Source organism: Trinickia sp. HAY1-2D, assembly GCF_056754935.1.
This window is the reverse complement of record NZ_JBPGWX010000002.1, coordinates 735197-757447: the sequence shown is the minus strand read 5'-3', so window position 1 is coordinate 757447 and position 22251 is coordinate 735197. Positions and strand designations below refer to the sequence as shown.

Here is a 22251-nt window from a genome sequence, read left to right as displayed (position 1 = left end):
TCCGTTTCTTTGCCTGCCTCTGATCACTCGTACACGCGGCTGCGCGACGCATCGGTACTGCGCCGCGAGCGGGTGACGGAGTATTGCAGCGTGGACGCCTGCAGCATGGCATCGAAGCTGACCGGCTCTTCGGCCGGGTGGACGACGAGCTTCGCCCGGATCGCGAAGTAAAGCGCATTGGTCGATTGCGCGTTCAACTCCAACGAAACCGTCACTTCGCGCAATCGCTGCTCGTGCCGCGCGATGGCGTTACGAATCGACGTGCAAATGAACCCGCGATCGGTGTGGCTTGCGAGACTCAGTCCCGCGAAGTCGTTCAACCCGTAGGTCAAGACCGAGCGTTGGCATTCGATGAGTTTCTCGAGCTGTCCTTCGGTGAACACGATACGCGTGTTGAGCAGTGCCTCGACATCGCGCGCCACGCGGCTCTTGAGCTCGTCGAGCGACATCTGCCGCATCGCGGCCGGTGCCGGCGAATGCGGATCGTCGTCGAAAAGCTTGTCGAGCAAGCTCGGTTCGAATCGCTTCATCGGTACGTGCGCGCCTCGCTCTACCCTCGGAACGGCACGGGCGGATACCGGTGCGAACACCGGCACGCCGCCCGCTTCGCTACATCAGACCGCGTAGGTCTTGTCGTTCTTCGTGAGGCTCCAGGCGCCCTGAGCATTGCCGCCCTGGTTGCCGCCCACCTTCTGCTGCGTGTACTTCCACTGGACGGCGGCATACTTGAGCGAGAACGTCTCGCTCGGCAGGCCTTCGCCCACCACGCTCGGCGCAATGCTCGAAATGATCACGTACTTGAGCTTGATTTCGAGGTATTTGACGCGCTTGCCCTCGCCGTCCGCACGCATGAAGTCGATCGTGACTTCATCGAACGTCGTGCCGCCCGAAGCGTGCTGATAAAGCAGCGGGCTGACGACATCGATGTCTTTCGTGAACGTCATGTCGGCATGCTCGCAGCGCTCGGCCGTATGGCCGCCTGCCGTCGACGCCGTTGCCGAGCGCGGCTGGACGATCGAATGCGCCCACGAATTCAACTCGATCCAGCCGGTGTGGTCCTTGTCGGCGGATTCGCCTTGGATGGCAGGGTTGCCGAACTTCAAAAACATATCTTTCATGGCTTCTCGACTCCCGAAGTGGCGGTTTAAAAGCGAGCCGGGAGCGTGCCCCGGCCCGTTAAATTGGATTTAGGTGTCAGGCGCCTGCCGGCTTGGGCAGGTCCGCGACGAGCCGCAGCGAAATCGACAGCTCGTCGAGCTGAAAATGCGGACGCAGGAACGCGACCGAGCGATACGAGCCCGGCTTGCCGGGAATCTCGGCCACCTGGATCGACGCTTCACGTAACGGAAACTGCGCCTTTTGCTCTTGCGTTGCGTTGTCGTCGAGCAGGACGTATTGCGAGATCCAGCGGTTCAGGAACGTCTCGACGTTTTGCGCCGAGGCAAAGCTGCCGATCTTGTCGCGCATCATCGCCTTCAGGTAGTGAGCGATGCGCGAGACCGAGAAAATGTATTGCAGTTGAGCGGACAGTACGGCATTCGCGTTCGCGCTGTCGGTGTTGTACTTTTTCGGCCGTTGTACCGACTGCGCCGCGAAGAACGCCGCGTAATCCGAATTCTTGCAATGCACGAGCGGAATGAACCCGAGATCGCTCAACTCCTTTTCGCGCCGATCGGTGATCGCGATTTCGGTCGGACACTTCAGGGCGATCTCGCCGTCGTCCGTCTTGAACGTGTGCGTGGGCAGATCTTCGACGAGTCCGCCGCCTTCCACGCCGCGAATCGCGGCGCACCAGCCGAAATCGTCGAACGCGGCCGTGAGCCGTGCGGCGAACGCCCACGCCGCGTTGCACCAGAGGTACTTGTTGTGATCGGTGCCGTCGACGTCCTCGACGAAGTTGAACGAGTCCGCAACGAGGCCGTCCTTCGGATTGAACGGCAGGCGCCCCAGGTACCGCGGCAGCGTCAGGCCGACGTAGCGCGAGTCTTCGGACTCGCGGAACGACTTCCACTTCGCGTATTCGACGGTATCGAAGACTTTGCCGAGATCGCGCGGCTTGCCGAGATCGGCAAACGATTCGAGGCCGATGATCTCGGGCGACGCCGAGGTGATGAAAGGCGCGTGGGCGGCAGCGGCGACATGCGACATCTGCTCGATGAAGTACATGTCCTCCGGCTGACGCGTGATCTCGAAGTCGCCGACCAGCGCGCCGAACGGTGCGCCGCCGAACGTGCCGAACTCTTCCTCGTAAACCTTCTTGAACAGCGCGCTCTGATCGAATTCCGACGCGTTCTTGAAGTCGCGCACGATCTCGCGCTTGGCCGCATGGAGCGCCTTGATCTTGATCGTCGAACCGGTGTTGCTCTCCTTGCACAGGTATTCGAGCCCGCGCCAGGTGCTTTCCATGCGCTGAAACTCCGGCGCATGCATCACTTCGCTCAACTGGACGGAGAGCAGGCGATCGAGCTCCGCAATGCGCGCGTCGAGCGTAGCGGACAGATTGTCCGATACGACGACGGTGCCTTCGAGCACCTGGTGCGCGAGTTCGCTGATGAGGTCTTTTGCCCGCGCATGCTCCGAATCGGATTTCGCGACTTTGCTTTTTTCGACGATCTCGTCGAGCAACGACGTTGCCGTGCTCGTTTCCGCGAGCGCCGTGCTCGCCATGGCCGTTTGCTGATTCATATCACCCCCGCTCGGGCTCACTCGCCCTGCTTGTCCTGGTCCGCGTCGTTGTCACTTTCGCGCGCCGTTCCCGTCAACGTCTGCAGCTGCTGCGTGTTGGCGAGCACTTCGCTCAACAAGGTTTCCAGCTTGTCGTTGCCGGCGAGCTTGTTGCGCAGATCGGCAAGCTTCGAGCGTGCGTCGAGCAGGCGTTGCAGCGGCTCGATCTGGTTGACGACCTCGTCCGGGCTGAAGTCGGCCATCGAGCGAAAACGCAGGTCGACCGCAAACGAACCACCGGCGTCGGTCAATCGATTCTTGACCTGAAAAGCCGCGCGCGGCTCCAGGCCTTTCATGACATCGTCAAAATTGTCGCGATCGATATTGACGAACTTGCGCTCGCGCAGCTTCGGCTGCTCGACTTCCGATTGCCCGGCCAGATCGGCAACGACGCCGACGACGAACGGCAACTCCTTCACCTCGATCGCATCGCCGCGCTCGACCTCATAGGTCAGTTGCACGCGCGGCGGACGCACTTTTTGCAAGCGCTTTTGAATACTTTCTTTCTTCGCCATCGACGGCTCCCCGAAACGTTGGTTCAAACGGACCGTTCAGCGAAGCGCGCTGAAAGGATCTGCGCCGCTGCCGGCCGGTTTTGCGGCGGCGGGTTCGTCGGGCTTGGACGCCGTCGTTGCCGCGTTCGCCCCATCCGCCCCGGCTTCTTTCGCGGCCGGCGCCGGATGACGCGCGATGCGGCGGCGCTTCGCCACGGGCTTTTTCTGCACGACTTCTTCCGGGAAGAGCGTTGCCTGCCCGAGCGTGTCGCGCAGTTCGTGAGCGAGCGTCTGAGCGTCGCTCTTCGCGTCGCCCGCAAGCGCGGCGTCCTGCCTCAATTCGCCGAGCGACTGCGTGGCAATGCGCAGGCCGCTCACGGCCAGTACGCTCTTGGCTGCGCGATCGGTCGAATCGCGCTGCAAGGCTTCTTGCGCGGCGACGATCGCCTGACCGTAGTGGTTTTGATCGAACTGGATTTGAGCGATGCGCGACCACGGCTCTTCGCGTGTCGGGTCCGCCTTGGTCAACTGTTGATACAGCGCGATCGCTTTGTCCTTGTCACCGCCTTTTGCGACAGTGTCGGCATCGGCCAGCGCCTTGTTGAATGCCTCGGGGGTGGTTTGCTGAGCCGATTGCTGCGTCGCGCAGCCAGCGATAGCGGCGCATACGAGCACCGCCGCGGAAAGTTTTATAGAAAGTCGCTGTTTCATGATTTGTTGGTACCGCCTAGCGGTTTATTTAATTCGCCCGGAAACCACAGCTTTGCTTTGCGGCGAGTGCGCGCGTATAGTACCGGCCAAATTTCCATAATTCAACTTCTATCGTGCGATATAGGTCGAGTAGGAATTCTTTGAATAAGGAACGGACACGGGCGGGGAGGAAACATTTTCCGAGTCTATTTTGAGTTGATTCCACATTAAGCAAAATTTGCCGGACGGGGCGGCGTATTAGCCACTATACAAACTTGTCCGTTTTCTAGTTTTAAACGGATTGCAGGCGCCGTTCCGGCTGCTTTTCCCACACTTTGGATGGAGCACCGGCATCGGCCGGATTAGTTCGATGAGGCCATATTTCAGACACGCCATGGCACCGCTTGCGGTCGCCTTGTCACTCTCGGGGTGCGCCGCCGGTGTGCCCATGCTCGGCGCCGCAGCGTCGGCCGCGCTCCAGGTGGCCGGCCTCGGCAAGCCCGCCGTGCCCGACTCACAGAAACCGCCGCGCGACATTTCGCTGACGCTCGCCGCCGCGCCCAACCTGAATGCGGCCAACAACAGGCATCCGCTTGCCGTGGTCGTGCGGCTATACGTACTCAAGGATCCGACTTCATTCCAGCAGGCCGGCTTCGACGCCTTTACCGACCCGGCGAAAGAAAAAAGCGCCCTGGGCGCGGATTTGCTCGGCGTGCGCGAGGTGACGCTGATTCCGGGCCAGCGCTATCAAATGGTGGAGAAGGTTTCGCGTGAAGCGCAGGCGTTCGGTATCGTCGCGCTCTTTCGCGATCCCGCCATGCGGCGATGGAAATTCGCCTTCGATCCGGTGAAATCGGAGAAATCCGGCATAATGATCGGCCTTCACAGTTGTGCGATGACCGTCGCGAACGGCACGGTCATTCCGCCCGATCCGGGTCTGCCTATGCCTGCGTTGAATATGCTGTCATCGGTGTCTTGCGGATGAAGGCACGCACCAATGAGCAGTCGATGCATGTTGAATGCACCTTTTATGACCGCATGCGCGGCGTTTTGACTTTCCTTGCGGATTCGAGATGAGTTATTCGGCGAAATTGCTTTGGGGAGAAGGCCTTTTTCTCAGGCCTCAGCATTTCCAGCAACAGGACGCTTATCACGAGGCGCGCGTTTTCGAATCGATACGCGCCATTCAACCGTACAACTGGGGCGTACGCTCGGTGCGCTTCGATCCCGATTCGCTCAACAACAAGTTGTTGCGGATCGCGGAGCTCTCGCTCATCTTCCCGGACGGCACCCTTTATACGGCCCCGCAGGCAGACGAGTTGCCCGAATCGATCTCGCTCGATACGCTGCCCGACGGCGTCAGCGAGTTCGTCTTCTATCTCGCGCTGCATCCGTTGCGCGACACGGGCAACCACGATTCCGGCGAAACGAACGGCGGCTTCGGGTCGCGCTACGCGAGCAAGCAGTTGCCGGTAGCCGACCAGTTCACCGATGCGGCAACGGCCAATCTCACGTTCCTCAAGACGCGCGTCAAACTGATCGGCCACAACGAACCGCGCGCTCAACTGATCGCGGTGCCGATCGCGCGCGTGAAGCGCACGGCGGCTTCGGGCTTCGAGCTCGACGAGACCTTCGTGCCGCCGACGCTTGCCATCGAAGCATCGCCCGTGCTGCACCAGTGCTTGCGTCAGCTCATCGATGCGCTGCAAGCGAAGGTGAGCGCGCTTTACGGGTTTCATCGCGAGCCGACGAAGAACATCATCGAGTTCCGCTCGGGCGACATCGCCTCGTTCTGGCTGCTGCATACCGCGAATGCGGCGGTCGCATCGCTCGTGCATTTGCTGCAGCACGCATCGCTGCACCCGGAGCGGCTCTTTCAGGAGCTGCTGCGACTTGCCGGTCAATTGATGACGTTTTCCAAACGCTATTCGCTCACCGATCTGCCCGCGTATCGACATGACGATCCGGGGCCCGCGTTCGAGACGCTCGACACCATCGTGCGCGACTTGCTCGAGACCGTGATTTCGACGCGCCATTTCGCGATCGCGCTCGAAGAGGTCCGCCCTTCGTTTCATATCGGCCGCCTCGATTCGGGCAAGATCGACGAGAAGACCACCTTCTTCATCGCCGTCTCGGCGGACATGGCACCTGTCGAACTCGTCGAGGCCGTCCCCGCGCGCTTCAAGGTCGGCGCGCCTGACGACGTCGACAAGCTCGTGCTCTCCGCGATGCCCGGCGTGAAGCTCGTCTACACGCCGCAAGTGCCGCCCGCCGTGCCGGTACGCCCCGGTGCATGCTACTTCTCGCTGGACGCGCGGGGCACGCTATACGAGCGCATGCTGCAGGCACAGTCGGCGATGATCTATACGCCGTCGGGCATCAACGATCTCAAACTCGAACTCATTGCGGTGACATCGTGACCGAAGTCCCATCCCTTTTCGGCGGCAGCGCACCGCCGACGACCTCCGCGTCGAGCACTGAGACCGGCGCCCAGGCGCGCTCGCTGCGCGATTTGCTCTATGACGGCTTTTTCATGCTGTTTCTGCTCAAGCAAGGGCGCGAGCCAGGCGACGCGACAGAGTTCAGCTCGCGCGTGCAGTCGTTTCTCGCGGATTTCGAGCGCGGCGCGAAAAAGCTCAATGCACCCGCCGACGATGTCTACGCGGCCAAATTCGCGTTTTGCGCGGCGATAGACGAAGCGGTGCTCGCATCGTCATTCAAGATTCGTGCGGATTGGGAGCGTCGTCCTTTGCAGCTCGTGCTCTTCGGCGAGCAGCTCGCGGGCGAAAAGTTCTTCGATCACCTCGAAGCGTGCCGCGCGCAGGGCGCCGCCCGCCTACAGTCGCTCGAAGTATTCCACATGTGTCTGCTGCTCGGCTTTCAAGGCAAGTATTTGCTCGAAGGGCCGGAAAAGCTCGCCTACCTGAGCGCCCGGCTCGGCGACGAAATTGCCCACATGAAGGGCAAGCGCGCGTCGTTCGCGCCGCACTGGCCGCTGCCCGATCAGATCGCGCACCGGCTCAAGCATGAGGTGCCGCTGTGGACCATCGGCGCCGTATTCGCGCTGGTCGCGCTCGGTGCGTATTTCGGACTCCATACGTATTTGCGCGATTCCACGCTCCATACGCTTGCGCCTTACTCGCAGCTCGTCAAGCCTGAGGCCGAATCGGCCAACCTGACGATCTCGCTGCCTTGATCCGCGCTCAGGCGCCGCTCGCGGACGGGTTGCCGTTCCCGGGTGCGCCGAGCCCGTCGAGTACCGATTGCACGCATTCATCGACGCTGAGCTCGCGCAATGCTTGCGCGGGCAACGTTTCATCGACGGCGCGCCCGAGCGCCGCCAATGCCCTGGGTTTCAAACGAGCCAACACGAGCGTTTGAGCGCGCGAACGCAACTCGGCGGCAAAGATGCGCAAGGCCTCGATCGAGGTACTGTCGACGTCGGGCGACTCCTCCAGGCTCAACATCACGGTATGCGGCGTCGGCACGTAGGCCCCGACACGAGCGCGCGTCTCGCTGAGCACCCGTTCGACGTTGGCGAAGAAAAGCGGCACTTCCGGGCGCACGATCACGATGCCATCGATCGGTCGCGCGTCGGCGTGCGCGGCAATATCGACGAAGTCATGGCTCCCGCGCAGGCGGCCCAGCACGCTCACCACCGGCACCGACAAGCTGCGCAACGTCAGGAACAGGCTCACCGCGATCGCCGCGAGCAGCCCGTGCAACACGCCGAAGACGAGCACGGCCGCCAGCGCGGCCATCGCGAGCAAACGATCCCGCTGCCAGACCCAATAAGGCCGGAACACGCCAGGATCGATCGAATGGCTCACCGCGTAGATCACGATGGCGGCGAGCACCGGCTCGGGCGTGCGCGCGAGCTGCGGCAACAGGAACGACACGATCAGCGCGATCACGCATACCGCGGCGACGCCGGCCAGACGCGTTTGCGCCCCCGCCGCCTCGTTTGCCGAGGTGGCGGAGTAGCCTGCACCGACCGGCATACCCTGCAGCAGACCCGACGCGACATTCGCCGCCCCGAGCGCAAGCAGGTCGCGGTTCGCCGAAACGCTATCGCCATGCTTGAGTGCAAACGTGCGGATCGAGCCATAGGACTCCGCGTAAAGAATCAGCATCAGCGCAAAGGCGAGCTCCACCGTTTCGAGCCATTCGGTGCGCTGAAAGGCGGGCAACCCGAAATGCACGTTGCGCAAATCGATATCGCCGACGATCGGAATACCCCAGCGATGCCAGTCGATCCAATAGCCGGCCCCGATGCCGAGCACGATGACGACGAGTGTGGCCGGGATCCGCGCGCGGCGACCGAGCGCGAAGAGAATGGCGAGCGCAACGGCCCCGACGCCGACGCTATGCAGATTCCATTGCGGCGCCTGAACCAGGAGGTCGTAGGCGATGCGAGGCGCATCCGGGAATCGCGACTTCACGCCGACGATGCTGGAAATCTGCTTCAGGGTGATGGTCAACGCGAGGCCGAAGGCGAATCCGCGCAGCACCGGCTTGGCGATGAAATCCGACACGCCGCCCAAGCGCGCGACGCCAGCCAGCAGGAAAAGGCCGCCCGCGGCCGCGACGAGCGCGGCGGCAGCTGCGAGACGGGCGCCCGGCACGGCACTCACCGTCGCTGCGAGTACGGCGGCCGACGACGATGTCGCCGAGACGATCGCGAACCGGCTGCTGCCGAGCGCGGCATAGACGAGCAGCCCAACGAGCAGCGCGACCACGCCCGCCTGCGGAGGCAGATTGGCGAGGCCCGCATAAGCAACGGCTTCGGGCAGCAGCAGACCGGCGATGGACACGCCCGCGAGCGCGTCTTTGGCGAGCCGCAGGGAACGCGGCGGCGCGGCTTCGGCGCTCGCGTAATGGCTCGGGTCCTGAAGATGCGCCGCGGCGGCGTGGCCGGTATCGATGGTCATGGTCGGCAAGGCGTGCGACGCCTTTTGCTTTAGCTCTTGGCTCTCGTTGACGAACCGTCACACGGCCTTGCCCGCATCGACGCCGCTCAAGGACGTCCGCTTTGCTTGCGCACGACCGGGCCTGCGGTCTTCTTGCGCCACACCTTCCAAAGCGCCGCGAGTGCAAGCGGCACGATCGCGGCGCCGATCCCCACGAGCACGATGATATTCAGGTACTGGCGGATAAACGGGATATTGCCGAAGAAGTACCCGGCGAGCACGAGCAGCAGTACCCAGCTCAAGGCGCCCGCCACGTTGAAGAACTGAAAGCGCGAAACGCTCATGCCGGACACGCCGGCGACGAACGGCGCAAACGTACGTACGACGGGCACGAAGCGCGCCAGCACGATCGTCTTGCCGCCATGCCGCTCGTAGAAGTCGTGCGTCTTTTGCAGCGCCGCGCGATCGAGAAAGCGCTCGAGATAGCGAATACGCGTATTGAACACGGCCGGCCCGATCGCACGGCCGATCGCGTAGTTCAGACTATTGCCTCCGACGGCCGCCGTCAGTAGCAGCAGAATGAGCCAGGTGAGGTTCATCTCGCCCGTCGCGCAAAACGCCCCGCCGATGAAAAGCAGCGAGTCGCCCGGCAGGAACGGCAGGATCACGAGCCCGGTCTCGCAGAAGACGATGAAAAACAGCACCGCGTACACCCACGCGCCGTATTGATTGACGAAGTCGCCAAGAAACGCGTCGATGTGCAGCACCAGGCCGACGAAATGAAGCAGCGTATCCAAATGCATCCCTTTGAGAAAAATTCCGCGCGCGACAGCGCAGGCGGCAAAGCGCTCGCGCCATGATACCGAAAGTGCCGCGCCCATCCTGGAAACAGCTCACCGCCGGGATGTGCCGCCCGGACCGGCATGGCGCCAATCGCTATAATTGCGGCATGTCCGAATTCCCCGAACCGCCCACGCGCGCCGACGGCACGCCCGCTCGCTCCCTGCGCGCGATCGCCCCGCTGCCCGACCAGTTGATCAGCCAGATTGCGGCCGGTGAAGTGGTCGAGCGGCCGGCCTCCGTCGTCAAAGAGCTGCTGGAGAACGCGCTCGATGCCGGTGCGAAAACGCTGCGCATCGTGCTGGACGCGGGAGGCGTAAAGCGGATTTCGATCGCCGACGACGGCTGCGGCATTCCGGCCGCCGAATTGCCGCTTGCGTTGATGCGTCATGCGACGAGCAAAATTCGATCGCTCGCCGAACTCGAAGCCGTCGCGACGCTCGGTTTTCGCGGCGAGGCACTCGCTTCGATCGCCTCGGTCGCCGAAACGTTCATTACGAGCCGCACCGCGGAGGCACCGCACGCCACGCGTATCGACGCCCAAACGGGCGCATTGTCGCCCGCGGCCGGCGCCGTTGGCACCACCATCGAAATCCGCGAGCTTTACTTCAACACGCCGGCACGCCGGAAGTTCCTGAAAAGCGAGCAGACCGAACTCGGCCACTGCATCGAAATGATCCGTCGCGCGGCCCTCGCGCGCCCCGACGTGGCGATTTCGGTGCTTCACAACGGGCGCGCGCTCGAACACTGGAACGCGAGCGAGCCGGCCCAGCGTGTCGCGAAGATTCTCGGAGAAGGCTTCGCGCTCGCGCACCTGCCGCTCGACGAGCAGGCCGGACCGCTCGCGCTCTACGGCTGCGCCGGACTGCCGACCGCAAGCCGCGGCCGCGCCGATCAGCAGTACTTTTTCGTCAACGGCCGCTTCGTGCGCGACAAGCTGCTCACGCACGCCGTGCGCGCGGCCTATGAGGACGTGCTGCACGGCGATCGCTATCCGTCTTATGTGCTCTTTCTCGATCTGCCGCCCGAAGCGGTCGATGTGAACGTGCATCCCTCGAAGATCGAGGTGCGCTTTCGCGATTCCCGCGCCGTGCACCAGTTCGTCTTTCACGCGCTGCAGCGAGCGCTGGCGCGGGAAGCGGGCGCCTCGCCGGAAACCACGGCCGGCGGACACGCCACTCACCTCGCGGCCGAGCCGCAGCAGGGGTCGAATTGGCCGGGCTCCGGCGGACTCGCGCCATCCGCACCGGTTGGCGCGACGCCATCGGCCACGGTCCGCTCGGGCACGACCTGGATGCGCGATGCGCGCATGACGCAGGGCAGGCTGCCGGTCGCACAGCCGTTGGCCCTCTACGATGCGTTGTTCGGGCGCAAGGACATCGAAGCCGGCGGCGCCGATGGGGCCACACACGCCGTCGGCGGCATGCTCGAAGCCCGCGACAGTGCCGAGCCGCTCTATACCACGCATGCCGGCGCACCCGGAACGGACGACGACCATCCGCTCGGCTATGCGCTGGGCCAGATCCACGGCATCTACGTGCTCGCGCAGAATGCGCGTGGCCTCGTGATCGTCGACATGCATGCAGCCCACGAGCGCATCCTCTACGAGCAATTCAAGCGCGCGCTCGCCGAGCGTGCGATCGCGGTGCAGCCGCTCCTGTTGCCGATCTCGATGCCCGCGGACGCCGTCGAAATCGGCACGGTCGAGGAAGAACGCGAGACGCTCGATGCGCTCGGCTTCGACCTCGCGGCGCTCTCCCCCACCACACTCGCCATTCGCGCGGTACCGGCGCTGCTGAAAGACGCGGATTTGCCGGCGCTTGCGCGTGCCGTGCTCGCCGACCTGCAGGCCTACGGCGGCTCCCGCGTACTGACTGAGCGGCAGCACGAGCTGCTTGGCACGCTCGCCTGCCATCACGCGGTGCGTGCGAACCGGCGCCTGACGCTCGACGAGATGAACGCGCTGTTGCGCCAGATGGAGGCGACCGAACGCGCCGACCAATGCAATCATGGGCGCCCCACCTGGTACCAGCTCTCGCTCGCCGATCTCGATCGCCTCTTCATGCGCGGGCAGTGAGCGAGACGGCATGAATCGGCCTGCCATTGCCTGCCTGCTCGGCCCGACGGCATCGGGCAAGACCGCCGCCGCGCTCGCTTGCGCCGAGCGGCTGCCCATCGAGATCGTCAGCGTGGATTCCGCGCTGGTCTATCGCACGCTCGATATCGGCACCGCCAAACCGACACCGGCCGAACGCGCAGCAGTACCCCATCATCTGATCGACATCGTCGAGCCTACCGCCAGTTATTCGGCCGCCGAATTTCGCGCCGACGCATTGCGGCTGATCGACGAGATTCGCGCGCGCGGCCACATTCCGCTCTTCGTCGGCGGCACGATGCTCTATTACCGGGCGCTGGCGCACGGCCTCGACGACCTGCCCGCCGCCGACGCGGACATCCGGGCAGAGCTCGAAGCGCAGGCTGCCCGCGCGGGCTGGCCGGCTTTGCATGCCCGCCTTGCCGCCGTCGACCCCGTTACGGCCGCAAGGCTCGCGCCGAACGATGCGCAGCGGATTCAGCGCGCACTGGAGATCTATCTCGTTGCGGGACAGCCGATGTCGACACTGCTCGCCTCGGCGGCGGGAAGCCGCCGCGAAGCGTCGCCGTACCGGTTCGTGCCGATCGCGCTGGAGCCGTCGGACCGCGGCGCGCTCCATGCGCGCATCGCGCGGCGCTTCGACGCGATGCTGGCGGCCGGATTCATCGATGAAGTCGCCGCGTTGCGCGCGCGCGGAGATCTCGATCCGTCGATGCCTTCGATGCGCTGCGTCGGCTACCGGCAGGCCTGGGAATACCTCGATGGAACGATCGATTCGGCCACGATGCGCGACAAGGCGATCTTTGCGACACGGCAGTTGTGCAAACGGCAACTGACCTGGCTGCGCGCGATGACGGAGCGCATCGTCATCGATTGCTGCGCGGACTCGGCCACGCACGACGCCGTCGAAGCGATAGAACGCGCGCTCGATACGCGCTGAGCGTTGCTCTGCATTGGGGCCCGCCCGTCGCGCGAAGGCGAACGACGGGCGTTTCCGGGCACTCGCGAGCCCTTTACACGACGATCGTCTGCGCTTCGCCTTCGGCCCGCGCACGCACGACGCCGATTTTCCAGACGGCTTCGCCGGCTGCGCCGAGCTGTCGGATCGCCTCGTCGGCGTCCGCCGCCGCCACGATGACGGCCATGCCGATCCCGCAATTGAAGACGCGATGCATTTCCGCATCGGCCACGCCGCCGTGCTGCTGCAACCACGAAAAGAGCGGCGGCATCGGCCACGCGCCGTTGTGAAGTTCAGCCGTCAGGTGCTCGCCGAGCACGCGCGGAATGTTCTCGACGAGACCGCCGCCCGTGATGTGCGCCATGCCTTTGACCGCGATGTTCTGCATCAACGCGAGCAGCGGCTTCACGTAGATGCGCGTGGGCGCCATCAACGTGTCGGCCAGCGAGCGGCCATGAAAATCCGCCGAAAGATCAGGGTTGGCGCGCTCGATGATCTTGCGCACGAGCGAAAACCCGTTGGAATGAATGCCGCTCGACGCGAGCCCGAGCACCACGTCGCCCGCGGCGATCGTGCTGCCGTCGATGATCTTGCTCTTTTCGACCGCGCCGACCGCAAAACCGGCCAGATCGTATTCGCCATCGGGGTACATGCCCGGCATTTCAGCGGTCTCGCCCCCGATCAGCGCACAGCCGGCAAGCTCGCAGCCCTGGGCGATACCCTTCACGACCGTGGCCGCAGTGCCCACATCGAGCTTGCCGCAGGCGAAGTAATCGAGGAAGAAAAGCGGCTCGGCGCCTTGCACGAGGATGTCGTTGACGCTCATCGCGACGAGATCCTGACCGACCGTGTCGTGCTTGTTCAGATGAAACGCGAGCTTGAGCTTCGTTCCGACGCCGTCCGTGCCGGATACGAGCACGGGCTCGCGGTATTTCTTCGGCACCTCGAAAAGCGCGCCGAAACCGCCGATGCCGCCCAGCACGCCATCGCGCAGCGTCCTCTTCGCAAACGGCTTGATTGCGTCGACGAGCGCGTCGCCCGCGTCGATATCGACGCCCGCATCGCGGTACGACAGACCCTGAGCCGGATGCTGCCCATCCGGAGCCGATTTCGGTTGATTCATGGGGGAGTGCGAGAAGGTCGGTAAAATGCGATTTTAACTGATGTCGGCTTCGATTCCGTGCTACTCGTCGGCAGGCCGTCCCGAACCGCTCGCCGACCCACCAGGAAACGCTTTTGTCGCAGAACTCTCCGCTTCTCACGCCTTATCAGCGCCAGGCCCTTTTCTGGGGTGCCGTCGCACTCGGCCTCGGCATGCTCCTATGGCTGCTGCGCCCCGTGCTCACCCCGTTCTTGCTCGGCGCGATCCTCGCCTACATCCTGCAACCCGGAGTGGGATGGCTCGTACGCAAGCGCGTGCCGCGCGGGCTCGCCGCGCTCGTGATGATGCTGTTTTTCGCGCTGCTCGTGACGCTGCTGGTGCTGCTCGTGTTCGCCGTCGTGCGGCGCGAAGGCCCGCAACTGCAACAGCAGATCCCGGGGCTCATCGCGCGGCTGCACGATTGGGCTCAGCCGAAACTCGCGTTCCTCGGCTTTGGCGACGTCTTCGATTTCTCGAGCCTGCGCGACATGCTGACAGGTCAGATCGAAGGCAGCGCGCAGGCCGTCGCGCTGGCGGTCTGGAAATCGGTGCGCACGAGCGGCAACGTGATGATCACGGTGGTGGGCGACCTCGTCATGGTGCCGCTCGTGCTCTTTTACCTGCTGTACGACTGGAACATGATGCTTGCGCGCGTCGCCTCGTTCGTGCCGCGGCGCTGGCTCGCGAAAACCACCGAGCTCGTCATCGAGATGGACGGCACGCTTTCGCAATATCTGCGCGGCCAGTTGCTCGTGATGGGCATTCTCGCCATCTATTACGCCGCTGCGCTCAGCGTCGCCCGCTTCGAAATCGCGCTGCCGGTCGGCGTATTCACCGGGCTTGCCGTTTTCATTCCCTACGTGGGCTTCGCGACGGGGCTCATCCTCGCGCTGCTCGCCGCGCTGCTGCAGTTCGGCGACTGGTACGGCTTCGCGGCGGTGGCCGTCGTCTACGGCATCGGCCAGATTCTCGAAAGCTTCATTCTGACACCGCGGCTCGTCGGCGAGCGCATCGGCCTGCATCCGCTCGCCGTGATCTTCGCGCTGCTCGCATTCGGCCAGTTGTTCGGCTTTTTCGGGGTGCTGCTCGCCCTGCCCGTCAGTGCCATCCTCTCGAGCGCGCTGCGCGAAGTGCGCCGCGGCTACCTGGCAAGCGGGCTTTACAAGAACTGACCGTGACCGTGCTGCGCCAACTGACGCTCGATCTGGGCACGCCGCCGCCCTCGACATTCGACAATTTTTTCGCCGGGACCAACGCGGAGCTCGTCACGCGGCTCGCCGAGCTCGACGGCGCGCTCGCGGCCGGCCCGGTGGCCGACCGCACGTTCTACATCTGGGGCGAGCCGGGCAGCGGGCGCAGCCATCTGCTGGCAGCGCTCGTGCATAGCGCGGGGCCCCAGCGCGCCCGCTTCATCGGCCCGCAAAGCGCGCTCGCGGCATTCTCGTTCGACGCGCGCGTGCCGATCTATGCGATCGACGACTGCGACAAGCTATCGAGCGCGCAACAAGTCGCCCTGTTCAACCTCTTCAACGAGGTGCGCGCGCAGCCGTCGGCGGCGCTCGTCGCCACCGGCAATGCCGCGCCGATCGCGCTGGCCGTGCGCGAGGATCTGCGTACCCGGCTCGGCTGGGGGCTGGTCTTTCACCTCGCTCCCCTGCCGGACGACCGCAAAGCCGCCGTGCTCAGGCAAGCGGCCAGGGAGCGAGGCATTGCGCTGGCCGAGGACGTCCCGAGCTATCTGCTCACGCACTTTCGCCGCGACATGCCGAGTCTGATGGCATTGCTCGATGCGCTCGACCGCTTCTCGCTCGAGCAAAAGCGCGCCGTCACGCTGCCGCTGTTGCGCACCATGCTCGCTCAGCCGGCCGCTTGGCAGGGCACGCAGGACGTGGACGCGAGCCCGTCCGAACGATCGGCGGATGCGCCGCCCGGCGCTCAGGCCACTGGCCCGCGCCGGTTCAAGTAAAATGCGCCCTCATGACCCATCTCGCACTTTTCGACCTCGACCACACGCTCATCCCGACCGACAGCGACCACGAATGGGGCCGCTTCATGGTCAAGCTCGGCATTGTCGACTCCGAGCGCTTCATGCGTGACGTCGATCGCTTCTACGCCGACTACAAGGCTGGCCAGCTCGACATCCATGCGTACCTCGAAGCGATGCTCACGCCGCTTGCCAAGTATTCGCGCGAGCAACTGGCGGCCTGGCACGAGCAGTTCATGCACGAAGTCATCCGGCCCGCACTGGTTCCGGTCGCGCTCGAACTCGTGCGCAGCCATCAGGACAAGGGCGACCTCTGCTGCATCGTCACGGCGACGAACGAATTCATCACGCGGCCGATCGCCGACGCGTTCGGCGTCGAAATGCTGATCGCCTGCGAAGTCGAAACCGTCGACGGCCAGCCCGGGTCGGCGTTCACAGGCCGAGGCGCCGGCACGCCGAGCTACCGCGAAGGGAAGATCGTGCGCGTGGAGTCATGGCTGGCTTCGCTCGGCAAAACGCTTGCCGGGTTCGAGCGCAGCTACTTTTACAGCGATTCGCATAACGATATTCCGCTGCTGGAGAAAGTCACCGATCCGATCGCGACCAATCCCGACGCAACGCTGCGCGCGCACGCCGAAGCGAAAGGCTGGCGCATCCTCGATCTTTTTGAACCGTCGTGATCAAGAAACTCATCCGCAAACTGCTGGGCCACGACTCGCCCGCGCCCGTCGACGTACCCGAGGCCGCTCGGTCGCACCAGGATTCGCCGCCGCTCGACGAGAACGAATCACGTCCCGCGAAACCGCGCCGCAAGCCTGCGCGCGCAGGCGGCAAGAGTGCGCCGCCCGAGCCCGACGTTCCCGTCATTCTGTCCTCGGACATTCACGGCATCGATCCGACGCTGATCTCGCGCAACGCGGTTCGCGTCACCGATACGCTGCAGCAGGCCGGCTACCGCGCATTCATCGTCGGCGGAGCCGTCCGCGATCTGCTGCTTGGCATTGCGCCGAAAGATTTCGATGTCGCGACGGACGCGACGCCCGAAGAAGTCCAGAAGCTTTTTCGCCGCGCGCGGCTGATCGGGCGGCGCTTTCAGATCGTTCATGTCCAGTTCGGACAGGAAATCATCGAAGTCTCGACCTTCCGAGCGCTCGTCGACACGCCGCAGGACGCGCCGCAAGCGCCGCCCGCGGGCGGCGCGCCGGGCAGACGGTCGCGCCGCGACGAACTCGATCGGCGTACGCACGCCGTCGATGCCAGCGGACGCGTACTGCGCGACAACGTCTGGGGCGAGCAGCACGAGGATGCGACGCGGCGCGATTTCACGATCAACGCGATGTACTACGATCCGGCGACGCAAACGGTGCTCGACTATCACAACGGGATGGCCGATGTCCGGGCGCGCATGCTGCGGATGATCGGCGATCCGGCGACGCGCTATCGCGAGGATCCCGTCCGGATGCTGCGCGTCGTGCGCTTTGCCGCGAAGCTCGGCTTCGAGATCGACGATGCCACCCGCGCACCGATCACGGCGCTCGCGGATCTGATCCACAACGTGCCGGCCGCCCGGCTGTTCGACGAAATGCTGAAACTGCTGCTGTCGGGCCACGCGCTCGCGTGCCTCCAGCAGTTGCGCAAGGAAGGACTTCACCACGGGCTGTTGCCTTTACTCGATGTCGTGCTCGAGCAGCCGCACGGCGAATCGTTCGTCACGCTCGCGCTGAACAATACCGATGCGCGCGTGCGCGCCGGCAAACCGGTTTCACCCGGCTTTTTATTCGCCACGCTGCTCTGGCACGACATGCAACAGCGCGCACAGCAATTCGAGCGCGACGGCGAATATCCCGTTCCCGCGCTGCATCGCGCCATGGACGACGTGCTCGACAAGCAAACCGAGAAGCTCGCCATTCACAAGCGCTACTCGGCCGACATGCGCGAGATCTGGGGATTGCAGGCGCGCCTGGAAAAACGCTCGGGGCGCAGCGCGCTCAAGCTCATCGAACACCAAAGATTTAGAGCGGGGTATGATTTCCTCCTGCTGCGCTGCGAGTCGGGCGAACTCGATCCGTCGATCGGCCAATGGTGGACGGCCTTCATCGAAGGCGATTCGGCGGCGCGCGAAGCGCTGCTGTCGGAAGGCGGCCGGGAGCGGGCACCGCGCAAGCGCCGGCGCCGCGGCGGCCGCAGCCGCGCCAAGACGGGCGAAGCGGAATCGTCGAGCGATGCGGTCAGTCCCGCCACGCACGACGTGCGCGAGGAGTGACGGTCGCGGCTGTGCGCGTCCGGAGTGGTCAAGTCGTGGAGTCGTAGGAAGCCATGTGATGACGGTTGCTTATCTCGGCCTCGGTGCAAATCTCGGCGATGCCCGGCAGTCCTTGAAGGATGCGGTCGTCTGCCTTGCCCAACAGCACACCATCACCGTGCTCGCCAAGTCGAGCCTGTATCGGACTGGACCGATCGATGCCGAAGGCGACGACTACTACAATCTCGTCGTCAAAGTCGAGACGACGCTCAGTCCCCATGCCCTACTCGCGCTGTGCCACCGCATCGAGCACCAGTTCGGGCGGGAGCGCCCGTTTCACAACGCTCCGCGCACGCTCGATCTCGATATCGTGCTATACGGCGAAGAGCGCATCGACGATACCGATTTGACGATTCCCCACCCGCGCGCCGCCAAACGCGCGTTCGTGCTGGTACCGCTCCTCGAAATCGACCCCGAGCTTGCGATTCCCGGTGTCGGTCCCGCGAAGGCGCTCGTTGCCGCGGTCGCCGATCAGCGCATCGAGAAGGTTCAAACCTGCCGCTGTGCGTTACTCGACAAGCTTGGTATCAAGCGCGAGGCGCCTCCTTCCACCGACAGCGATTGCCGATGACCCATCCCGCCATCACCGTCGAGGCGCCGGATCGCCGCGCGCCGTGCCGCTACCTCGCGATCGAGGGGCCCATCGGAGCAGGCAAGACCTCGCTCGCGGAACGACTCGTCGAGCGCTGGTCGATGCGGCCTCTTTTCGAACGCGCCAACGAGAATCCTTTTCTCGCGCGGTTTTATGGCGATATGGCGCGCTATGCGCTGCCTACGCAGCTGCACTTCGCACTGCAGCGCATCGACGAAGCGCGCGAAGCAGCCGAAGCGCTCGCCAACGGCGCTTCGCTCGTCGCGGACTACATCGCACAAAAGAACGATATCTTCGCCCGCATCACGCTCGATGACGAGGAGTGGCGTCTTTATCGAAAGCTGGCAGGCCATCTCGACGCCGTAGCGCCCGTACCCGATCTCGTCGTCTATCTTCAAGCGAGCCCCGCGACGCTCCTGCAGCGCGTTCAAAAGCGCGCCCGGCCCGAGGAAGCGCCGATGTCCGAGGCATATTTACGCAAACTTGCCGAAGCTTACGACCAATTCTTCTATCACTTCGATGCCTGCCCGGTGTTGACCGTCAATACCGAGCATTTGAATCCGCTCGAGTCGGCAGCGGATCTCGAACTCGTCGTCGAGCGCATCGAAACGATGCGCGGCCGCAAGGCGAGCTTCGTCAAAGCACAGTGAGCAGCCCGGCCGCGATCTGGCCGGGCGCCTTCCACTCTCTTTCCGGGAACGGGACATTCGATGACCTACCTGCAGGAAACCAGCCGGCCCAAGGTGACCGTGCCGAAGCTCCAGGCCATGCGCGACGCGGGCGAAAAAATCGCGATGCTGACCTGCTATGACGCGAGCTTCGCGTCCCTGCTCGATCGCTCGGGCGTCGATGTGCTCTTGATCGGCGATTCGCTCGGCAATGTACTGCAAGGACATACGACGACGCTGCCCGTCACGCTCGAGGACATCGCCTACCACACGAGCTGCGTCGCACGCGTCGATCCGCGCGCGCTCGTGGTGGCCGATCTGCCTTTCGGCAGCTACGGTACGCCGGCCGAGGCCTTTGCCAGCTCGGTCAAAATCATGCGCGCCGGCGCGCAGATGGTGAAGCTCGAAGGCGGCGAATGGCTCGCCGATACGGTGCGCTATCTTGTCGAACGGTCCGTTCCCGTCTGCGCGCATGTGGGGCTCACGCCGCAATCGGTGCATGCGTTCGGCGGTTTCAAGGTACAGGGAAAGACGGACGCCGCTGCCGCGCAGCTCGTGAGCGATGCGCGAGCGGTTCAGGATGCCGGCGCGCAGTTGATCGTGCTGGAAGCCATTCCCTCCGCGGTGGCCTCGGGCGTGACGAACGAATTGCGAATTCCGACGATCGGCATCGGCGCAGGGCTCGACTGCTCGGGGCAGGTGCTCGTCCTTCACGACATGCTCGGTATCTATCCGGGCAAGCGGCCGCGCTTCGTCAGGGACTTCATGGCCGGCGCGCCGAGCATCGCGGCAGGGATCGAGGCCTATGTGAAGGCCGTCAAGGACGGGTCGTTCCCGAGCCCCGAGCACGAGTTTTGAGCCTCACCGAGGCCCGGCTTCGTTCTGCTGTACCGGTACGATCCGCGCGGGCAGCGCGCCACGCAAGGCATTGCATATCAGCAACGCTTCGGCGGCATGAAGCTCGCGCAAGGTCAGTTCCCGCTCCGCGGCGCCAAACGCGCGATCGTCGAGCAGTACCGCGCGCATCACCCCGGGCAGCACACCCGCGGAAAGGGGCGGCGTCCACCAGCGGCCCTCGAGCTTGACGAAGACGTTCGAGCGGCCGCCCTCGGTCAACTCGCCGCGCTCGTTGAAAAAGAGCGTGTCGAACGCACCATTCGCTTCGGCCTCGCGCCAGCCGCGATCATATTCGGCGCGACGCGTCGTCTTGTGCCGTAACAGCCAGTCGTTCGAGCGCATCGGCGCAAATCCGTGCTCGGGAGCCAGCAGTACGCCAACGAACGACCCTTCGGCCTCATCGCCTCGTGCCTGTCCGCCGAGCGTCACGACCGGAACGAGCGGCGCAGTCACGATGACGACCCGCCCCTCCTTCGATAACGCAAGCCGGAAACGATGTTCGCCGCCGGCGCTCAAATGCGCGCAACGCTCGTCGATCTGCTCGCGCAGTGCCGACTCCTCGAAAACAAAACCGAACTCGCCCGCGCTGGCTGCAAGACGCGCGAGATGGCGGTCGAGATGCGCCACGCCCGCCTCGCGCGAAGCCCGCATCGTCTCGAACAGCTCGAAGCCCGGATCGGCGCCGGTCAGGAATTTCGCCTTCAGCCGGCACTCCGCCAGTTCGTCGGCCGCGACGCTGTCGAGCACGATCCCGCCGCCCACGCCCATCGTTCCGGCGCGCAAGCCCGTTGCTTCGTTCGGCACGTCGAGCGTCAACGTGCGGATCGTCACGGACAGGCAGAAGTCGCCGCCCGGATGCGGCGCGTCCGGAGTGCTATCGGAAGGGGCGTCGTACCAACCGATCGTGCCGGTGTAAAGCCCCCGCGGCGTGGTCTCTATCTCGTCGATGAGCTCCATCGTCCGGTGTTTGGGCGCACCCGTGATCGAGCCGCAGGGGAAAAGCGCCCGCATGATGTCGGCAAAAGAGGCGCCGTCGATCAGATCGGCCTCGATCGTCGACGTCATCGCCCAGATCGATGGATACGGTTCGATCGAGAACAACGCCGGCACCTGCACCGAGCCGATCTTCGCCACGCGCGAGACGTTGTTGCGCAGCAAGTCGACAATCATCAGGTTCTCGGCGCGGTTTTTTGGATCGCTGCGCAGGAACGCTTCGGCGCGTGCATCCTGCTCGGGCGTGCGGCCCCGCGCCGTCGTTCCTTTCATCGGGCGCGTGCGCAACCGCGCGCCGGTCTTTTCGATGAAGAGTTCCGGCGAGCACGAAACGATCCACCGATCCGCCGGCAGCGCGATGAGTGCGCCGAAGTGTACGGGCTGTCTGGCGCGTAGCCGCCGGAAGAGCCCGAGCGGCGAGCCGAACACATCGAACTTCAGTCGATAGGTGTAGTTGATCTGGTAGGACTCGCCCGCGCGCAATGCCTCGTGAACGGCGGCAATCGCCGCATCGAATTCGTCGGGCGTCACGCTTTCCGCAACATGGGCCGTACCTGCTACCGATGGGTCGGTGCCGGTGCCTTGCGAGAACGCGGCGCCCTCCAGGCGATCGCGCTCGGCAAGCCATGCGTCGACTTCGTCGCGCGTGAGCTTCTCGCATCGCTCGAACAATAAAAAACGCAGCGAGCCTGAGCCGCGCTGCGTCGAATGGGTTCGCGCGAGATGCAGGTCGCGCCCGAATTCGTAATCGCCGAGAACGAGCGCATGAAGCCCGCCGCGCACATCGGCCGCGGCGGCAGCGCACACTTCGTCGAGCTTCGAAGCCTCACGCGCTACGTGCTCGCGCACGAAGCGCGTGTACAAACGGCTCGAACGGCGCGCCGCGCTCGCGTCGCAATCGTCGAGCAGTGCGAATACCGTGCCGCGTTCGTCAACATTCATCGTTCATACCCGCAGCAACGG

Annotated in this window: 21 protein-coding genes; 12 read left to right on the top strand and 9 right to left on the bottom strand. The window is 64.4% G+C overall.

The window, feature by feature from the left end; all coding sequences use genetic code 11:
- Positions 1-23: 23 nt before the first annotated feature.
- The 5 genes from tssE to ACR9ZC_RS10480 form a co-directional block, all read right to left on the bottom strand.
- Positions 24-530, bottom strand: a complete 507-nt coding sequence (gene tssE / locus ACR9ZC_RS10500) for a type VI secretion system baseplate subunit TssE (RefSeq protein ID WP_481580219.1) — start codon at positions 528-530, stop codon at positions 24-26.
- An 84-nt stretch (positions 531-614) separates the two neighbouring features.
- Entirely contained in the window at positions 615-1118 is a 504-nt protein-coding gene (locus ACR9ZC_RS10495; protein ID WP_331567935.1) for an Hcp family type VI secretion system effector, read from the bottom strand.
- Positions 1119-1194: 76 nt separating this feature from the next.
- Positions 1195-2685, bottom strand: a complete 1491-nt coding sequence (gene tssC / locus ACR9ZC_RS10490; RefSeq protein ID WP_331567936.1) for a type VI secretion system contractile sheath large subunit — start codon at positions 2683-2685, stop codon at positions 1195-1197.
- A gap of 17 nt (positions 2686-2702) precedes the next feature.
- Positions 2703-3239: a type VI secretion system contractile sheath small subunit gene (gene tssB / locus ACR9ZC_RS10485; RefSeq protein WP_331567937.1), complete on the bottom strand. Its 537-nt coding sequence runs from the start codon at positions 3237-3239 to the stop codon at positions 2703-2705.
- A 36-nt stretch (positions 3240-3275) separates the two neighbouring features.
- Complete coding sequence (locus tag ACR9ZC_RS10480) at positions 3276-3929, bottom strand: tetratricopeptide repeat protein (RefSeq protein WP_331567938.1); 654 nt, start codon at positions 3927-3929, stop codon at positions 3276-3278.
- 349 nt (positions 3930-4278) lie between these two features.
- Between ACR9ZC_RS10480 and tssJ the strand changes: the two genes are divergently transcribed.
- From tssJ to icmH, 3 genes are all read left to right on the top strand, one after another.
- Positions 4279-4893: a type VI secretion system lipoprotein TssJ gene (gene tssJ, locus ACR9ZC_RS10475; RefSeq protein ID WP_481580218.1), complete on the top strand. Its 615-nt coding sequence runs from the start codon at positions 4279-4281 to the stop codon at positions 4891-4893.
- 88 nt (positions 4894-4981) lie between these two features.
- Entirely contained in the window at positions 4982-6328 is a 1347-nt protein-coding gene (gene tssK, locus ACR9ZC_RS10470; RefSeq protein ID WP_481580217.1) for a type VI secretion system baseplate subunit TssK, read from the top strand.
- A complete protein-coding gene (icmH, locus tag ACR9ZC_RS10465; RefSeq protein WP_481580216.1) occupies positions 6325-7104 on the top strand; it encodes a type IVB secretion system protein IcmH/DotU in 780 nt (259 codons plus the stop codon). Before tssK ends, icmH begins: the two co-directional genes overlap by 4 nt.
- 7 nt (positions 7105-7111) lie before the next feature.
- Here the strand turns inward: icmH and ACR9ZC_RS10460 are convergent, their stop codons facing one another.
- Together ACR9ZC_RS10460 and ACR9ZC_RS10455 are read right to left on the bottom strand one after the other, a co-directional pair.
- Positions 7112-8839, bottom strand: coding sequence for a SulP family inorganic anion transporter (locus tag ACR9ZC_RS10460; RefSeq protein WP_481582638.1), 1728 nt, complete (start codon positions 8837-8839; stop codon positions 7112-7114).
- Positions 8840-8925: 86 nt separating this feature from the next.
- Positions 8926-9621: a DedA family protein gene (locus ACR9ZC_RS10455; protein WP_481580215.1), complete on the bottom strand. Its 696-nt coding sequence runs from the start codon at positions 9619-9621 to the stop codon at positions 8926-8928.
- A 146-nt stretch (positions 9622-9767) separates the two neighbouring features.
- Here ACR9ZC_RS10455 and mutL point away from each other — a divergent pair, with 146 nt between their 5' ends.
- Entirely contained in the window at positions 9768-11735 is a 1968-nt protein-coding gene (mutL, locus tag ACR9ZC_RS10450) for a DNA mismatch repair endonuclease MutL (RefSeq protein WP_481580214.1), read from the top strand.
- Between the two features lie 10 nt (positions 11736-11745).
- A complete protein-coding gene (gene miaA / locus ACR9ZC_RS10445) occupies positions 11746-12693 on the top strand; it encodes a tRNA (adenosine(37)-N6)-dimethylallyltransferase MiaA (RefSeq protein WP_481580213.1) in 948 nt (315 codons plus the stop codon).
- Between the two features lie 73 nt (positions 12694-12766).
- On the opposite strand, the gene purM is transcribed toward miaA, so the two are convergent.
- Positions 12767-13834: a phosphoribosylformylglycinamidine cyclo-ligase gene (gene purM, locus ACR9ZC_RS10440; protein WP_481580212.1), complete on the bottom strand. Its 1068-nt coding sequence runs from the start codon at positions 13832-13834 to the stop codon at positions 12767-12769.
- Between the two features lie 113 nt (positions 13835-13947).
- On the opposite strand from purM, the gene ACR9ZC_RS10435 reads away from it, so the two are divergent.
- Genes ACR9ZC_RS10435 through panB form a run of 7 tightly spaced genes read left to right on the top strand, consistent with a single transcriptional unit; the run spans position 13948 to position 20256 of the window.
- Complete coding sequence (locus ACR9ZC_RS10435; protein WP_481580211.1) at positions 13948-15024, top strand: AI-2E family transporter; 1077 nt, start codon at positions 13948-13950, stop codon at positions 15022-15024.
- A gap of 2 nt (positions 15025-15026) precedes the next feature.
- Positions 15027-15818 carry a DnaA regulatory inactivator Hda gene (gene hda / locus ACR9ZC_RS10430; RefSeq protein ID WP_481580210.1) on the top strand — a complete coding sequence of 264 codons (792 nt, stop codon included), beginning with the start codon at positions 15027-15029 and terminating at the stop codon, positions 15816-15818.
- An 11-nt stretch (positions 15819-15829) separates the two neighbouring features.
- Positions 15830-16516, top strand: a complete 687-nt coding sequence (locus ACR9ZC_RS10425; RefSeq protein ID WP_481580209.1) for a histidinol-phosphatase — start codon at positions 15830-15832, stop codon at positions 16514-16516.
- The gene (gene pcnB, locus ACR9ZC_RS10420) at positions 16513-18099 is read left to right on the top strand and encodes a polynucleotide adenylyltransferase PcnB (RefSeq protein WP_481580208.1); all 1587 of its coding nucleotides are present in this window, start codon (positions 16513-16515) and stop codon (positions 18097-18099) included. Before ACR9ZC_RS10425 ends, pcnB begins: the two co-directional genes overlap by 4 nt.
- A 58-nt stretch (positions 18100-18157) precedes the next feature.
- On the top strand, positions 18158-18709 hold the full coding sequence (gene folK / locus ACR9ZC_RS10415) for a 2-amino-4-hydroxy-6-hydroxymethyldihydropteridine diphosphokinase (protein ID WP_331567950.1): 552 nt from the start codon (positions 18158-18160) through the stop codon (positions 18707-18709).
- Entirely contained in the window at positions 18706-19380 is a 675-nt protein-coding gene (locus ACR9ZC_RS10410) for a deoxynucleoside kinase (RefSeq protein WP_331567951.1), read from the top strand. The genes folK and ACR9ZC_RS10410 overlap by 4 nt, the downstream gene beginning before the upstream one ends.
- A 60-nt stretch (positions 19381-19440) precedes the next feature.
- Positions 19441-20256: a 3-methyl-2-oxobutanoate hydroxymethyltransferase gene (gene panB, locus ACR9ZC_RS10405; protein ID WP_481580207.1), complete on the top strand. Its 816-nt coding sequence runs from the start codon at positions 19441-19443 to the stop codon at positions 20254-20256.
- 3 nt (positions 20257-20259) lie between these two features.
- Here the strand turns inward: panB and ACR9ZC_RS10400 are convergent, their stop codons facing one another.
- Entirely contained in the window at positions 20260-22230 is a 1971-nt protein-coding gene (locus tag ACR9ZC_RS10400) for a chorismate-binding protein (RefSeq protein ID WP_481580206.1), read from the bottom strand.
- Between the last annotated feature and the right edge of the window lie 21 nt (positions 22231-22251).